This window comes from Sphingopyxis macrogoltabida, assembly GCF_001307295.1.
Taxonomy (GTDB): Bacteria; Pseudomonadota; Alphaproteobacteria; order Sphingomonadales; family Sphingomonadaceae; genus Sphingopyxis; species Sphingopyxis macrogoltabida_B.
Map to the genome: position 1 here is coordinate 2614304 of NZ_CP012700.1, position 15836 is coordinate 2630139.

Annotated in this window: 14 protein-coding genes; 8 read left to right on the forward strand and 6 right to left on the reverse strand. The window is 66.5% G+C overall.

The features are described 5' to 3' along the window. Positions 1 to 2: 2 nt before the first annotated feature. From AN936_RS12315 to AN936_RS12330, 4 genes are all read right to left on the reverse strand, one after another. The gene (locus AN936_RS12315; protein WP_054588418.1) at positions 3 to 2180 is read right to left on the reverse strand and encodes a TonB-dependent receptor; all 2178 of its coding nucleotides are present in this window, start codon (positions 2178 to 2180) and stop codon (positions 3 to 5) included. Positions 2181 to 2369: 189 nt separating this feature from the next. Further along, entirely contained in the window at positions 2370 to 3143 is a 774-nt protein-coding gene (locus AN936_RS12320) for an SDR family NAD(P)-dependent oxidoreductase (RefSeq protein WP_054588419.1), read from the reverse strand. 4 nt (positions 3144 to 3147) lie between these two features. Continuing rightward, positions 3148 to 4626: a carboxylesterase/lipase family protein gene (locus tag AN936_RS12325; protein ID WP_173585656.1), complete on the reverse strand. Its 1479-nt coding sequence runs from the start codon at positions 4624 to 4626 to the stop codon at positions 3148 to 3150. Between the two features lie 96 nt (positions 4627 to 4722). After that, complete coding sequence (locus AN936_RS12330; protein WP_054588421.1) at positions 4723 to 5187, reverse strand: Lrp/AsnC family transcriptional regulator; 465 nt, start codon at positions 5185 to 5187, stop codon at positions 4723 to 4725. A gap of 125 nt (positions 5188 to 5312) precedes the next feature. Here AN936_RS12330 and AN936_RS12335 point away from each other — a divergent pair, with 125 nt between their 5' ends. From AN936_RS12335 to fdhD, 8 genes are all read left to right on the forward strand, one after another. Next, positions 5313 to 6365, forward strand: coding sequence for a Glu/Leu/Phe/Val dehydrogenase family protein (locus AN936_RS12335; protein WP_054588422.1), 1053 nt, complete (start codon positions 5313 to 5315; stop codon positions 6363 to 6365). Next, complete coding sequence (locus tag AN936_RS12340) at positions 6365 to 6616, forward strand: hypothetical protein (protein ID WP_054588423.1); 252 nt, start codon at positions 6365 to 6367, stop codon at positions 6614 to 6616. The genes AN936_RS12335 and AN936_RS12340 overlap by 1 nt, the downstream gene beginning before the upstream one ends. Positions 6617 to 6634: 18 nt before the next feature. Next, on the forward strand, positions 6635 to 7537 hold the full coding sequence (locus AN936_RS12345) for a LysR family transcriptional regulator (protein WP_054588424.1): 903 nt from the start codon (positions 6635 to 6637) through the stop codon (positions 7535 to 7537). 214 nt (positions 7538 to 7751) lie between these two features. Further along, the gene (locus AN936_RS12350; protein ID WP_054590267.1) at positions 7752 to 8219 is read left to right on the forward strand and encodes a formate dehydrogenase subunit gamma; all 468 of its coding nucleotides are present in this window, start codon (positions 7752 to 7754) and stop codon (positions 8217 to 8219) included. Then, a complete protein-coding gene (locus AN936_RS12355; RefSeq protein ID WP_054588425.1) occupies positions 8216 to 9811 on the forward strand; it encodes an NADH-ubiquinone oxidoreductase-F iron-sulfur binding region domain-containing protein in 1596 nt (531 codons plus the stop codon). Before AN936_RS12350 ends, AN936_RS12355 begins: the two co-directional genes overlap by 4 nt. 4 nt (positions 9812 to 9815) lie before the next feature. Continuing rightward, positions 9816 to 12662 carry a formate dehydrogenase subunit alpha gene (gene fdhF, locus AN936_RS12360; RefSeq protein ID WP_054588426.1) on the forward strand — a complete coding sequence of 949 codons (2847 nt, stop codon included), beginning with the start codon at positions 9816 to 9818 and terminating at the stop codon, positions 12660 to 12662. Then, a complete protein-coding gene (locus AN936_RS12365) occupies positions 12662 to 12904 on the forward strand; it encodes a formate dehydrogenase subunit delta (RefSeq protein ID WP_234715550.1) in 243 nt (80 codons plus the stop codon). Before fdhF ends, AN936_RS12365 begins: the two co-directional genes overlap by 1 nt. Positions 12905 to 12909: 5 nt before the next feature. Continuing rightward, entirely contained in the window at positions 12910 to 13686 is a 777-nt protein-coding gene (fdhD, locus tag AN936_RS12370; RefSeq protein ID WP_054590268.1) for a formate dehydrogenase accessory sulfurtransferase FdhD, read from the forward strand. A 2-nt stretch (positions 13687 to 13688) separates the two neighbouring features. On the opposite strand, the gene hutC is transcribed toward fdhD, so the two are convergent. Further along, positions 13689 to 14399, reverse strand: a complete 711-nt coding sequence (gene hutC, locus AN936_RS12375; protein WP_054588428.1) for a histidine utilization repressor — start codon at positions 14397 to 14399, stop codon at positions 13689 to 13691. After that, positions 14396 to 15778, reverse strand: a complete 1383-nt coding sequence (locus tag AN936_RS12380) for a formimidoylglutamate deiminase (protein ID WP_054588429.1) — start codon at positions 15776 to 15778, stop codon at positions 14396 to 14398. Before AN936_RS12380 ends, hutC begins: the two co-directional genes overlap by 4 nt. Positions 15779 to 15836 lie beyond the last annotated feature (58 nt).

Consider the following 15836-nt stretch of genomic DNA (forward strand, 5'->3'; position numbering starts at 1 on the left):
GGTCAGAACTTCAGGCTGGCGCGCACGCCATAACGGCGGCGGTCGCCCGTGATGCCGAGGTCGGAGGCCGGCAGCCCCGCGAGCGCCAGCGTCGTCTTTTCGATATAGGATTCGAAATATTCGGTGTTGAAGATGTTGTTCGCGAACAGCGCGACTTCGACCGGACCGGTGCGATACGCGACCGACGCATTGGTCAGCCAATAGCTGTCGAGGAAGGTGGGCGTGGTCTCGTTGAGGGTCGCCGCGAGGCGCTTGCCCTTGCCGACCAGTCCGGCGCTCAGCGTCAGGTCGCTGTCGCCGCCTGTCTCGATGCGATAGTCACTCGACAGGCTGGCCGTCCAATCGGGCTGGAAGGTGAGGCGATCGGACGACAGACGGCGGCCAGTGGTGTCGAAATAGGCGCTGTCGTCGGTGATCCTTGCGTGCATCCAGGTAAAGCCGCCGCGGATCGTCCATGCCGATACCGGGCGCACCATCGCTTCGAGTTCGACGCCATAGCTTTCGACATCGCCGGTGTTGAGATCGACGGTGACCAGCCCGCCGCCGGCCGCGGGGGCAATCGAGTTGAGGCCGATATAGTCCTTGTAATCGCTGTAGAAAATGGTTCCCGACAGGCTGAGGCCCGGGGTCGCATATTTGACGCCGCCCTCGTACGTCCACGCCGAATCCCCACGATAGGTACGCGTCGGAGCCGTCGGGGCGTTAAAACCGCCACCGCGATAGCCGCGCGCGACAGACACATAGGTCATCAGGTCCGGGGTCCATTTGCGGGTGATCGACAACTTGGGCTGCCATTCGTCCGACTTAATCTTCGCGGTCGGGACAAGCCCGCCCGCGGTCACCGCGCCCAGCACGGTCGTCGTGGTCGAAACGACCGATCCGTTTGCGACGCGATCCTCATGGTCATAGCGCAGGCCCAGCGCGACTTCCCAGTCGAGGTTCGGCTTCCAGAAGACCGTACCGAAAGCGGCATAAGTATCGCCGACATTCTTCGCGGTGGTGTTGCGGACGATGTTCACCGGGCCTAGCAGCGGATGGACGAGGTTGATCGTGTCCTGCGAACGTGCGCGGACCATTTCGTTGCTGTAAAAGACGCCGAACAGCGTCGAAAGCTCGTCCGACCATTCGCTGTCGAGCCGCGATTCCAGCGTCATCGTGCGCAGGCTGTCGCGCGCGATCGTCCGCACCGTATTGTCGGGACCGAAATCGCCTTCACCGTCGGGCGTGAAGCCATTGCGCATGTCATAGGCGCCGATGAGGCTGAGCCGCGATCCGCCGCCAAGGTCGGCCTCGGCGCGGGCGTTGATGCCGCGATATTTGAACCGCACTTCATTGAGCGTGTTGAACTGCACGTCGCGGCGATAGTCGCGCGGCCCGCTGACCCGCGAATAGGGGACGTTCACGCCGTTGACGCTGTCGTAATAGCCCTTGATCGTCAGCGCGAAGCCGTCCGACGGCGTGACGCGCAGCGTGGCATTGATCGAGTCGGTGTTCAGCGGGTTGGCGTTGCCGCCGATCACGCTGTTGGTCAGGAATCCGTCCTGCTGGCGATGCGCCGCCGCGACGCGCAGGGCCACCTTGTCGGTGACGATCGGTCCCGACACCGAACCCGACACCATCCACGCGTCGTCAGGACCGGCGTAGCTGGCGTTCGCGCGCACCTCCAGATCATTGCCCGGCTGGCGCGTGATGACATTGATCGCGCCCCCCATCGTATTCTTGCCGTAAAGCGTCCCCTGAGGCCCGCGCAGCACCTCGATGCGCTCGACGTCGGTCAGCGGGTTGTTCAGATAGGCGGTGTTCGGCTGATAGACGCCGTCGATGAACAGGCCGACCCCCGGCTGGACGCTCTGTACCAGCGTCACCCCGACGCCGCGGATCGACACAAAGGCGCGGCCGGTGCCGTCGCTGTTGATATTCAGGCCGGGCGACAGCACCGCTGCCTCGCGCACCGAATTGAAGCCGCGCGCCACAAGCGTGTCGCTGTCGATCGCGGTTACCGCGATCGGCACGTCGGACAACGTCTCGTCACGCTTGCGCGCCGTCACCACGATGATGCCATCGTCTTCGCTTTCGGCGGTGGCGGCAGCGGCCGCGCTATCCTGCGCAAAGCCGGGCGTCGCACCCAGCGCCGCGGCGAGTACGAGCGTCGAAACGGCGGAAAATCGGAACTTTGTCATCAGGCATCCCCAAAAACGGCGGTCTCGGCCGCCCGTCGATACCTATATGACAGCTATTTGACCTATATGAAAGGTCTGCGATTGTGCCGATCCGCAGACCGGGTTTGCCGGGAATCCTGCTATCCTTCATCGTCACCCCGGACTTGATCCGGGGTGACGATTGGAATGAGCTGAACGCCGGACGCGCCTTCACCAGCAGCTATAGCCGCCGTCGGCGAGGACGATGCTCCCGGTCATCAGGCTCGCCATGTCTGATGCAAGGAACAGGATCACCGCTGCCACCTCTTCGGGCTCGCCGAGCCGGGCTTGCGGGGTGCCGTCGATCCAGCGCCGGTACATCTCGCTCGTCTTGTCGGCGAAGGCATTGAGCGGGGTCGCGATATAGGTCGGCGCGACCGCATTGACCCGCACGCCCCGGCCCGCCCATTCGGCGGCGAGGCTTTTCGTAAGCTGGTGCACTGCGGCTTTCGAGGCATTATAATAGCTTTGCGGCTGCGGCCGGTTGACGATGAACCCCGACATCGACCCGACGTTGACGATGCTTCCCGATCCGGCCGCCAGCATGTGCCGCCCGAAAGCGCGCGCACACCAGAAGCTGCCGTTGAGATTGACGTCGAGGACATGCCGCCAATGCTCGTCGGCGACATCCTCTGCGGCGGTCTCGCTGCGCGCGATCCCGGCATTGTTGATCAGAATATCGATCCGGCCCTCGCGTTCGATCATCGCCTGCGCCGCGGCATCGACGGCGGCGCTGTCGGTCACGTCGAGCGATTGCGTGAAGACGGCATGGCTCTTTGCCGCTAGGCTGGCGACCGCTTCGTCCAATGCCGCGGCGTCGCGGTCGGCAATCGTCACCCGCGCTCCGGCTTCGGCAAGCGCCTCGGCGGTCGCAAGCCCGATCCCCTGCGCGCCGCCGGTGACAAAGGCCGTGCGGCCGTCGAGGCGCAGCTTTTCAAGATACATGATGCTACTCCGGCAGGAAAGCGGCGGCGGGCATCACCGGTTCGTGAGCCGCTTCGCCGTGCGTCATCCGGTACACCATCCGGTAGGACCCGAACTCGGGCCAGGGCAGCCCCCCGTCGCGCGCGAAGCTGGCCCAAATGCCGTGGACGCGATCGGCGAGCCCCTGTGGCGGCGCCTCGCCCGCCAGCCCCTGCGGCCCGGTGGCGCAGGCGAGCGTATCGAACACGAACGGCATCTCGATCCCGTGGCACGCGCCCAGTTCGCCGCCGCAGGCGGGCGAGCGCCAGTCGAACTCGTACATCCACGTCTTGCCCTGATGCGCCGCGGCATATTGGCGCGCCGGCCAGCGAAAGACGAGGTCGTTCATCGCATCGGTCATCGCTTCGCCCGGCCGCACGCCCTTCGTCTTATATCCATAGGCGCGCAGCGCCTTGCCCGCGTTCGGCAGCGACTTGCCGAGCAGCCAGCGCGCCAGCAGTCCGCCGATCTTCTGCTTCACGCCCGTCGGCACGAAATAGAGGTTCATCTCGTCGACATTGGTGCCGATCAAAATCTCGACATCGCGCCCCGCCCCCTTGCGCAGCGCGTCGAGCGGCTTTTCGGGCAGCACGTCGTCGCCATAAACGGGGATGAAGCGGCTGATCCCGAACACCGGCTCGATCCCGTCCGCCCCGCGCAGGTCGACCCGCGCGGTCGGCTTGGCCACTTTCTCGATCGCATCCATCGCGGCTTCGTTCGATACGGTGCGAAAGCCGTCGGCGTCGGGGGCGATGCGCAAAATCTGCGCGAGCTTGCACACCAAGCGCTGCGCCACCGCAATCTCGCGCACCATCGACCCGTGCCCGCTCTGGATGATCGCGCGGCGAAACAGTCCGTCGGCGAGCGGCGACGTCACGAGATCGGCGATCGCCATCGCTCCTGCGCTCTCGCCGAACACGGTCACATTGCCCGGATCGCCGCCGAACGCCGCGATATGGCGCTGCACCCATATGAGCGCGAAGATCATGTCGCGCAGCCCGAGATTGGTCGGTGCACCCGGCACCGGCAGGAAACCGTCGATCCCCATCCGGTAGTTGATCGCGACGCACACCACGCCCGACCGCGCGAACGCCGATCCGTCGTGCACCGGCGCATCCTTGCTGCCGGCAACGAAACCGCCGCCGTGGATGAACACCATCACCGGAGCAGCCTTGGCTTCGCGCGGCGCCCAGATGTTGAGCCGCAGATAATCGCCATCGCCGCCGTCCGACCCATGCCCGACCAGCGGCGTCGGGTCGATCCTCGGAAAGGGCTTGATGCGATACGGCGCGGCCGGCCCTGGTTCGACCGCGTCGCGCACGCCCTGCCAAGGTACGGGCGGCCGCGGAAGCGCGAAGCGCACCGGCGGCGCGGCATAGGGAATGCCGAGGAAGCGGGCGATCGGGCCGTCGACGATGCCGCGGACCATGCCGCCGTCGACGGCAACCTCCGCTGTGAAATCCATATTACTGTCCATGGCGCAGGCTAGCGCGAAGCGGCGAGACGGGCCATGGCCGAGACTATGCCCTGCGTCGGAATATATTTGCTCCGCAGGCAAAGCCTAGCCGATCGGCAACTCGTTGGTCGACTTGATCTCCGACAGGGCGACCGTGGAATTGATTTCCTGCACCCCCGGCAGCTTGCTCAGCCGGTCGAAGAAAAAACGCTCGTAAGCGTCGATATCCTTGGCGACGATGCGCAGCATGAAATCGGTCGTCCCCATCAGGACATACGCGTCGAGCACCTCGGGAAAGGAACGGATCGCCTCGCCGAACTCGTCGAGGTTGGCACGCCCGTGCGCGTTAAGCTTGACCTGCGCAAAGATATGGGCGTTGAGGCCGACCTTGCGCCGGTCGATCACCGCCACGCGCTTGCGGATCACGCCTTCGCGCTCGAGCCGGTCGATCCGCCGCCAGCAGGGCGAGGTCGACAGGCCGACACGTTCGGCGATCTCGGCCGTCGTCTGATTCGCATCGCGCTGCAATTCGCGGATGATCTTTATCTCGAAAGGATCAAGTTCGGTCATTTTATCCTCATAATTGCAATTTATAGATCATACCATCCCCAATCCTCATCCACGAACGCAAATCCGATCAAGTTTTTTCCCGCTTTTGCCGCGATAACCCTTCTCCTACCCAAAGGAGAATTGTCATGGTCACCCGTCCCAGCCGCCTGAACCCGCCGATGGAGTGTGTCCGCCTCCACGACGCGCAGACGGGGCTCGACGGGGTGATTGCGATTCATTCGACGACCCTCGGCCCCGGCGCAGGCGGATGCCGTTTCTGGACCTATCCCGACGTCGACGCCGCGCTTGCCGATGCGCTGCGGCTTGCCGAGGGCATGAGCTACAAGAATGCGCTTGCCGGTTTGCCGTTGGGGGGCGCCAAGGCGGTGCTGCGGAGGCCCGAAGGCCCGTTCGACCGCGCCGCGCTGTTCCGCGCCTTCGGCCGTGCGGTCGAGGATCTCGGGGGTTCTTACATCACTGCCGAAGACGTCGGCACGACGGTCGACGACATGCACGAGGTGGCGAGCGTGTCGCGCCATGTCGCGGGGCTGAAGCCGCTCGAGGGCCTGGCGGGCGGCGATCCGTCGCCATGGACCGCCAAAGGCGTTTTCGACTCGATGCGCGCCGCGGCCCGCTTCGCGCTCGACAGTGACCTCGACGGCCTGACGGTTGCGGTGCAGGGCACCGGCAATGTCGGCGCCGACCTCTGCCGCCGCCTCGCCGATGCCGGCGCGCATCTCGTCATTGCCGACCCGAGCCCGGCGCGCCGCGACCGGCTGCAGCATATCCTCGGTGCGAAGGTCGTCGATGTCGAAGAGATCGCCGAGGTCGACGCCGATATCTTCGCGCCCTGCGCCCTCGGCGGCGCCCTGACGCCGCACAGCGTCGCGCGGCTGAAGGCAAAGCTCGTGTGCGGCGGCGCCAACAACCAGCTCGCCACGCCCGAAGTAGCCGGTCTGCTCGTCGAACGCGGCATCACCTACGCGCCCGATTATGTCGTCAACGCCGGCGGCATCATCAACGTCTCGGCCGAATATCTCGGCGAGGACGAAGCGCATGTCGCGCAGCGCGTCGCACAGATAGGGCCGCGCGTGGCGGCGATCCTCGAACGCGCGGCACGCGAAGGCCGCTCGCCCGCCGCCGTCGCCGACGAAATGGCCGAACAGGTCATCGCCGGCGCCCAGCGGGTGGCCGCCTGATGTGGCATTTCGGAATCGATGCCGTGGTCGATCCGCAGGTCCTGCCGCGGATTGCCGGTTTCTTCGCGCAGCGCTCGATCGTCCCGACGCAGTTGAAGGCGCAGGTCGATGGTGACCGGATGCGGATCGAGGTCGCGGTCGACACGATGGACCGCCATCAGGCCGAATGCTGCGCCGCCAAGCTGCGCGAAGGGTTCACCGTGCTCGCGGTGCGCGTCTACCGGCACGAGAGGCTTGTCGCGGCCGCCTGAGACCGGCACAAGCCGCCGATGCAGACGCGCCTTGTCGAATATTTCCTCGCGCTCCATCGCGAACGGCATTTCGGCCGCGCCGCGGCAAGCTGCAACGTGTCGCAGCCGACGCTCTCCGCCGGAATCGCAACGCTCGAGGGGCAGCTCGGCAAGCGGCTGATCGTCCGCGACCGCAAATATGCCGGGCTGACGCCCGAAGGCGAAGCGATCCTGCCATGGGCGCGGCAGTTGGTCGCTGCGGCCGACGCGCTCGAACAGGTCGCGGGCACCGCGCACGGACCGCTCAAGGGAGAATTGCGGCTTGGCGCGATCCCGGCCTCGATGCCTGCGACCGGTTTTCTCGTCGAGGCGATCCGCGCGCGCTTTCCCGACCTCAACGTCCAGGTGCGCGCGCTCACCTCGCGCCAGATCGAACGCGAACTGGCGGCGTTCGAACTCGACGCCGGGGTCACCTATCTCGATTTCGAGCCGCCCGCGCATGCCCTCGCCGTCCCGCTCTACAGCGAGCGCAGCCGGCTGGTCAGCGCAAAGGACGGCATCGCAGTGCCCGAACGGCCCGACTGGCACGACCTTGCGCGCCTGCCGCTCTGCCTGTTGCATCAGGGTATGCAGAACCGGCGGATTCTCGACGCCCATCTCGCCGCGCTCGGGCTTGCGTTGCGGCCGATCGTCACCGCCGACAGCTATATCGCGCTGCTTGCCATCGTCCGGCAGGGCCATCTCTGTTCGATCATGCCCGACAATCATGCGCTACTGCTGCAAGGCCTCGACTGGGCGCGGATCACCCCGCTGCCCGAAACCGGCGAAGCGAACCGGATCGGCGTCATCGTCTCCGACCGCACCCCGATGGGCCCGCTCGCGCAAAGCGTGCTGGCCGTTGCACGCGAGTTGCGGCTGCCGCAGGGGTATCGGCTTTCTTAGAACCAAACGCTACACTCGCTTCGCCCTCCCTCGTCACCCCGGACTTGATCCGGGGTCCATGACTTCGACGCCGCAGTGGATCCCGGATCAAGTCCGGGATGACGATTGAGGTATGACAAGCTCATGATAGACAAACCCTATCAAACATGGCGCAGATCGATTTGACCTGCGCCCGTCTCTGCGCCACTGATTTTTCCGCAAAAGGATGGCGTATATGGGATTGGACGAAGCAAAGTCGCTGATCGATAGCTGGGCGCAGCACGAAGGCGCCGGGCGCGACCGGCTGTTGCCGCTGCTGCACGCGGTGCAGGATGAGATAGGATATATCGATGACGCCCTCGTCCCGGCCATCGCGGCGGCGCTGAACCTCAGCCGCGCCGACGTCCACGGCGTGCTGACCTTCTATCACGACTATCGCCGCCAGCCGGCGGGGCGCCACATCGTCAAGCTGTGCCGCGCCGAAAGCTGCCAGTCGCGCGGCGGCGCGGCGGTCGAGGCCGCCGCTGCCGAACGGCTGGGCGTCGCGATGGGCGAGACGCGCCGCGACGGACAGGTGACACTCGAACCCGTCTATTGCCTTGGCCTGTGCGCGATCGGCCCCAATGCGCTGGTCGATGGACGCCCGGTGGCGCGGATCGACACCGCGGCGCTCGACCGCATCGCCGCCGAGGTCGCGGCATGACGCGCGTCTTCATCAGCCGCGACATGGCGTCGGTGGCGCTCGGCGCCGACGAGGTCGCGCGCGCCTTTGCCGATGCCGGCTGCGAGGTCGTGCGCACCGGATCGCACGGCCTGTTCGCTATCGAGCCGCTGGTCGAGGTCGAAGCCGGGGACCGCCGCATCGCCTATGGCCCGGTGACGACCGCCGACGTCGCCGCCATCCTCGACGGCACCCATCCGAACTGCCTCGGCGAAATCGCCGCCCTGCCCTTTTTCGCCCGACAGCAACGCTTCACCTTCGCGCGCTGCGGCATCGTCGACCCGCTGAGCCTCGCCGACTATGCTGCGCATGGCGGCTGGATCGGCCTCGACATCGCGCGCGCCGCCGAACCGCAGGCGGTGGTCGACGCCGTCAAGGCCAGCGGGCTGCGCGGCCGTGGCGGCGCCGGATTCCCGACCGGCATCAAATGGCAGACCGTGCTCGATGCGCCCGGCGCAACGAAATATATCGTCTGCAACGCCGACGAGGGCGACAGCGGCACCTTCGCCGACCGCATGCTGATGGAAGGCGATCCCTTTTGCCTGATCGAGGGCATGGCGATCGCCGCACATGCCGTCGGTGCCAGCCACGGCTATATCTATATCCGCAGCGAATATCCGTTCGCGATCCAGACGATGCGCGACGCGATTGCGCTGTCGGCCGGGCGCATTGCGCCGTTCACGCTCGAAGTGCGCGCCGGCGCCGGCGCCTATGTCTGCGGCGAGGAAACCGCGCTGCTCGACAGCATCGAGGGAAAGCGCGGGCAGGTCCGCGCAAAACCGCCGCTTCCCGCGCTCTCCGGCCTGTTCGGCAAGCCGACGGTGATCAACAATGTGCTGAGCCTTGCCGCCGTGCCCTTCATCCTCGCCGAGGGCGCGGAAACCTATGCAAACGTCGGCTTCGGCCGCTCGCGCGGGACGATGCCGGTGCAGCTCGCGGGCAATGTGAAACATGGCGGCCTGTTCGAGGTCGGCTTCGGGATCACGCTCGGCGAACTGGTGAACGACATTGGCGGCGGCACCGCGAGCGGCCGCCCGGTACGCGCGGTGCAGGTCGGCGGTCCGCTCGGCGCCTATTTCCCGCCGTCGATGTTCGACCTGCCGTTCGATTATGAGGCGTTCACGCAGGCCGGCGGGCTGATCGGCCATGCGGGGATTACCGTCTTCGACGACAGCGTCGACATGGCGCATATGGCGCGCTTCGCGATGGAATTCTGCGCGGTGGAAAGCTGCGGCAAATGCACGCCGTGCCGGATCGGCTCGACCCGGGGGGTCGAGATCGTCGACCGCATCATCGCGGCACGCGAGACCGAGCCGGCCCGCGCCGCCGCGCAGGGCGGCATGCTCGGCAAGGCGCTATATTCGCGCGCGCCCGATCGCATCGACGTGAGCCTCGGCGCGCAGACCGCGCTGCTCCGCGACCTGTGCGACACGATGAAATATGGATCGCTCTGCGCGCTCGGCGGTTTTACGCCGTATCCGGTGCTGAGCGCGCTGAATTATTTTCCGGAAGATTTTGGGCATTTCCCCGAGGATTTCGGCGCCCCCGCGCCGGTCCTCGCAGCGGCGGAGTAAGAAGATGGGTTTCACCCGCGAAACCGACCATGGCACGCCCCCGGCGCTCGCAACCGGCCGCAATGTCACGCTGACCATCGACGGCGAACAGGTCACGCTCCCCGAAGGCACGTCGATCATGCGCGCGGCGTCGCTGAGCGGCGGGGCGATCCCGAAGCTTTGCGCGACCGACAATGTCGAAAGCTTCGGCTCGTGCCGCCTCTGCCTTGTCGAGGTTGAAGGGCGCGCGGGTTATCCCGCCTCGTGCACGACGCCGATCGCCGAGGGCATGGTCGTGCGCACCCAGACCGAGCGGCTGAAGCAGCTCCGCCGCGGGGTGATGGAACTCTATATCTCCGACCATCCGCTCGACTGCCTGACCTGCGCCGCAAACGGCGACTGCGAATTGCAGGACCAGGCCGGCGCGGTCGGCCTGCGCGATGTGCGTTACGGCTATGACGGCGCAACCAACATGGGCCAGCCAAAGGACCAGTCGAACCCCTATTTCGATTTCGACCCGTCGAAATGCATCGTCTGCTCGCGCTGCGTGCGCGCCTGCGACGAGGTGCAGGGCACCTTCGCGCTGACGATCGAGGGCATGGGTTTCAACTCGAAGGTCGCCGCATCGCAGAACGACAGCTTCCTCGCCTCCGATTGCGTCTCGTGCGGCGCCTGCGTGCAGGCGTGCCCGACCGCGAGCCTGATCGAAAAAAAGGTCGTCGAAACCGGCACCCCCGACCGCGCCGTCGTTACCACCTGTGCCTATTGCGGCGTCGGCTGCACCTTTCGCGCCGAGATGCGCGGCGAGGAACTGGTGCGCATGGTGCCGTGGAAGGACGGCAAGGCGAACCACGGCCATAGCTGCGTCAAGGGACGCTTCGCCTGGGGCTATGCCCAGCATCAGGAACGCATCCTGGGTCCGATGATCCGCGCCAGCGCCGGCGAACCGTGGCGCGAGGTGAGCTGGGACGAGGCGATCGCGCACACCGCGAGCGAATTCCGCCGCATTCAGGACAAATATGGCCGCCTCGCCGTCGGCGGCATCACCTCGAGCCGCTGCACCAACGAAGAGACTTTCCTCGTCCAGAAGCTGGTCCGGCAAGGCTTCGGCAACAACAATGTCGATACCTGCGCGCGCGTCTGCCACTCGCCCACCGGTTACGGCCTCAAAACGACCTTCGGCACCTCGGCCGGAACGCAGGATTTCGACAGCGTCGAACAGGCCGATGTCATCCTCGTCATCGGCGCCAACCCGACCGATGCCCATCCGGTCTTCGGCAGCCGGATGAAACAGCGGCTGCGGCAGGGTGCCCAACTCATCGTCGTCGATCCGCGCCGCATCGACCTCGTCAAATCGCCGCATATCGAGGCTGCGCATCACCTGCCGCTGCGTCCCGGCACCAATGTCGCGCTGCTGACCGCGATGGCGCATGTCGTGGTGACCGAGAAGCTCTACAACGAAGCCTTCATCCGCGAACGGTGCGATTGGGACGAATTTCAGGACTGGGCCGATTTCGTGTCGGAAGCTAACCGCTCGCCCGAAGCGATCGAGCCGCTGACCGGCGTGAACGCCGCCGACCTGCGCGCCGCGGCGCGGCTTTATGCGACCGGCGGCAATGCGGCGATCTATTACGGCCTTGGCGTGACAGAGCATAGTCAGGGCAGCTCGACGGTGATGGCGATCGCCAACCTCGCGATGGCAACGGGCAACATCGGGCGCGAAGGCGTCGGCGTGAACCCGCTTCGCGGCCAGAACAATGTTCAGGGCGCGTGCGACATGGGCAGCTTCCCGCACGAATTTTCGGGGTATCGCCATGTCTCCGACACGGCAGCGCGCGAGATGTTCGAAGCGGCGTGGGGTGTCGCGCTCGACAGCGAGCCGGGGCTCCGCATCCCCAACATGCTCGACGCCGCAACCGACGGCAACTTCAAGGGGCTGTTCATTCAGGGCGAGGATATCCTCCAGTCCGATCCCAACACGCACCATGTCGCGGCGGGTCTCGCCGCGATGGAGTGCGTCGTCGTGCAGGACCTGTTCCTCAACGAAACCGCGAACTACGCGCATGTCTTCCTGCCCGGATCGACCTTCCTCGAAAAGGACGGCACCTTCACCAACGCCGAACGCCGCATCCAGCGGGTGCGCAGGGTGATGGCGCCGCTCAACGGCTATGCCGACTGGGAGATCGTCCAGAACGTCGCCAACGCGATGGGGCTCGGCTGGAGCTACACGCACCCGTCCGAAATCATGGACGAGATCGCGGCACTCACCCCCACCTTCGCAGGTGTCCATTACGACCGGCTGGAGGCTGAAGGCTCGCTGCAATGGCCGGCGAACGACGCGGCGCCCGACGGCACGCCGACGATGCACATTGACGGTTTCGTGCGCGGCAAGGGCAAGTTCGTCGTTACGGACTATGTGCCGACCGACGAGAAGACCGGACCGCGCTTTCCACTCTTGCTCACCACCGGGCGCATCCTCAGCCATTACAACGTCGGCGCGCAGACGCGGCGCACCGCGAACACCGCCTGGCATCCCGAGGACCGGCTGGAAATCCATCCGCTCGACGCCGAAAATCGCGGGATCAAGGACGGCGACTGGGTGAGCCTCAAGAGCCGCGCCGGCGAAACGACGTTGCGCGCGCTGATCACCGAACGCGTTGCGCCGGGGGTCGTCTACACGACCTTCCACCACCCCGATACCCAGGCCAACGTCATCACCACCGACTATTCGGACTGGGCGACCAATTGCCCCGAGTATAAGGTCACCGCCGTACAGGTCGGCCTGTCGAACGGCCCGTCGGACTGGCAGGAGGATTATGCCGAGCAAGCCCGCCAGAGCCGCCGCATCATGTCGGTAGAGGCGGCCGAATAATGATGGGCGCGCACGAAGAGGGCGTCATGTCGACCGCCGACCGGCTCGTCTATATGGCGAACCAGATCGCCCGCAATCTGGCGGCCGAAGGCGAAGAGCGCGCGACCGACATGGTGGCCGATCATATTCGCAGCTTCTGGGACCCCGCGATGCGCCGCAACATCATAAGGCTCGCCGGGGAACGGCCGGAAGCGCTGTCGCCGATCGCCGCCGCTGCGGTCGGACGGATCGCCGCATCTTGAACGATATGCCGGCCGCCGGGCAACCTTTCGTCCGCCTGACGCCTGACGGCGAGCGCGACGACGTGACGCGCGAACTCGCCGAAGAAGTCCCGATCGCACTCGAATTCAACGGCATCGGCTATGCGGTGCTGATGGCGACCCCGGCCGATATCGAGGATCTGGTCGCCGGCTTCCTGATCGCCGAGCGGCTGCAACTGCCCGGCGACGCGGTGGTCGACGTCGCGCTCCATCGCACCGAGCGGGGTATCGTCGCGCGCGCCAACCTGCCCGCCGAGCGCACCGGCGCGTTGCTCGACCGCGTGCGCCATCGCGCCACCGACTCCTCCTGCGGCCTCTGCGGGATCGAAAATCTCGAACAGGCGATCCGCCCGCTGCCGCAAGTCACGGCCACCTCTTCGGCAAGCGAAGCTGCCGTGTTTCGTGCCCTTGCGGGCCTTGCCGAACATCAGACGCTCAACCGGCGTACCGGCGCCGTCCACGCCGCCGCCTGGGCCGATGCCGACGGCACGATCAGGCTGGTCCGCGAGGACGTCGGGCGCCACAATGCCTTCGACAAGCTCATCGGCGCGATGCACCGCACCGGATCGACGTGGGACGGCGGCTTCGCCCTGCTCTCGTCGCGCTGCTCGTTCGAACTGGTCGAAAAGGCCATCCTCGCCGACTGCCCGTTGCTGGTGACCATCTCGGCCCCGACCCGCCTCGCCGTCGAACGCGCCGTCGAGGCTGGACTGGAACTTCGCGTCCTTGCGCGGCCCGACGCAATGCTAGCGGTCCCGCGCTGAGCCTAACCCTTCGCCGGCCCGAAGGTCGCGATCAGGTCATAGGCCGATCCGACGAAATGCTGCCGCACGAGCGTGATGCCGTCGTCGCCCCGCCACGTCCGCCGCTCGATCAGCAAACAGGGCGCGCCGGGCAGCAGGTTCAGCGCCGCGGCGGTTTCGCGGTCGGCGCCGACCGCAGCAATGCGCGTCTCCGCCTGCGTCCACGGCACATGTTTCAGCAGCCACGCGCCCGGCGAAGCCCCCTCGAAATCAACGCCTTCGGTCTCGGGCACCGCCAACACGCTGATCAGCCGCTGCTCGCTGGCGAGCGGCACCCCGTCGGCATGATGCACGCCGTCCAGCACCAGCAGCCGCCCCTTGCCCGCCAGCAGCATCTCTTCGGCGCTGTCGGGGTCGGGCGCCCGGACCTCGCGCCGCAACAGCGCGTAGCGATAATGCTGCCCGCGCTGGACGACCTCCTGTTCGAGATCGGGGACGTCGAGCACCATCGAATGGACGCGCGGCCGCGCGACGAACGTGCCCGCGCGCTTGCGCCGGTCGATCAGCCCCGCGGCGGCCAGCGCCGACAGCGCCTTGTTCACCGTCATCCGCGAACAGTCGTAGTGGCGCATCAGTTCCTGCTCGGTCGGCAGCCGCTCGCCCGGCGGCAGCGCCCCCGACAGGATACGCGCCTCATAATCCGATCGGATGCGGTCGTGGAGCGGCCGCTTCACGCGGTCAGCCGGTCGAGCGTCGCCACGTAGCGCTGGACGATCCCGGCGCGGTGCCGGTGCTGTCCGCGCTCGACCAGCCGTTCGCCGCGCCGCCAGACGCTGTCGATCGCCCGCCGCCCCGCAGCAAACACATAGGCATCGAGCAACGCGTCACCCGCTTTCCCCGCAAACGAAGGGTGCCCGAGGTCGAGGCTGACGATATCGGCGGGCGCCCCCACCGTCAGGCCGCCCGCGACGCCGAGCGCCGCCGCGCCGCCATCGACCGCCGCGGTATAGATGTCCGCCCCGGTCGAGCGCCCTTCGCCGCGCGCCAGCATGTTGCGGCCGCGATGCAGCAACCGCTGGCCATATTCGAGCAAGCGCAATTCCTCGCTCGCATCGATCAGCACGTTCGAATCACTCCCGACGCCGAAACGCCCGCCCGCCGCCAGAAAGACCTCGACCGGAAACAGACCATCGCCCAGATTGGCCTCGGTGATCGGGCAGAGCCCGGCAATTGCGCCGCTTTTCGCCATGGCTACGCTTTCGTCGGGGGTCATGTGCGTCGCATGGACGAGGCACCAGCGCTTGTCGACCGCAGCGTGAGCCAGCAGCCATTCGACCGGCCGCTGCCCGCTCCAGTCAAGGCAGTCGGCGACCTCCTTCACCTGCTCGGCGATATGAATATGGACCGGACGCCCGCCGCCGATCTCGGCGAGCGCGCCCAGCTGGTCGGGCGACACCGCGCGCAGGCTGTGCGGCGCAATGCCGACCACCGCATCGGGCAGGGGGCGCGCAGCGGCATCGGCGCCGTCGATCAGCCGCGCATAATGTTCGATATCCATGACGAAGCGCATCTGCGCGGGCTGCGGCGGCTGCGCGCCGAAACCGGCATAGGAATAGAGAACGGGCAGCAAGGTCAGCGCGATGCCGCTTTCATCCGCGGCCGCGACGATCGCGCGGCTCATTTCCGCCGGGTCGGCGAAAGCCGCTCCGCCAATATCATGGTGGAGGTAATGGAATTCGCCGACGCGCGTGAAGCCGCCCTCGAGCATCTCCATATAGGCGAGCGCCGCAACCGCGCGCAGGTCGTCGGGGGTCATGCGGCCGAGAAAGCGGTACATCACCTCGCGCCACGTCCAGAAACTGTCGCCCGAGGGCCCGCGCCGTTCGGCCAGCCCCGCCATGCCGCGCTGGAAGGCATGGCTGTGGAGATTGGGCATTCCCGGCACTCCGCAGCCATGGCGCTCGTCGCCGGGCAGCGGCGCGGCATCCGACTCGACCGCCGCGATCAGCCCGTCCCGGACCGTCAGCCGGACGCCGCGCGCGAAGCCGGCGGGCAACAACATATGATCGAAAAACAGGTGAAGATCGTCCGTTTGCTGCACCGAATCCATCATCGTCTCCCGTCGTGAAATTATGTCTATACATTATTGCCCGATTTGTGCAATCATTGGA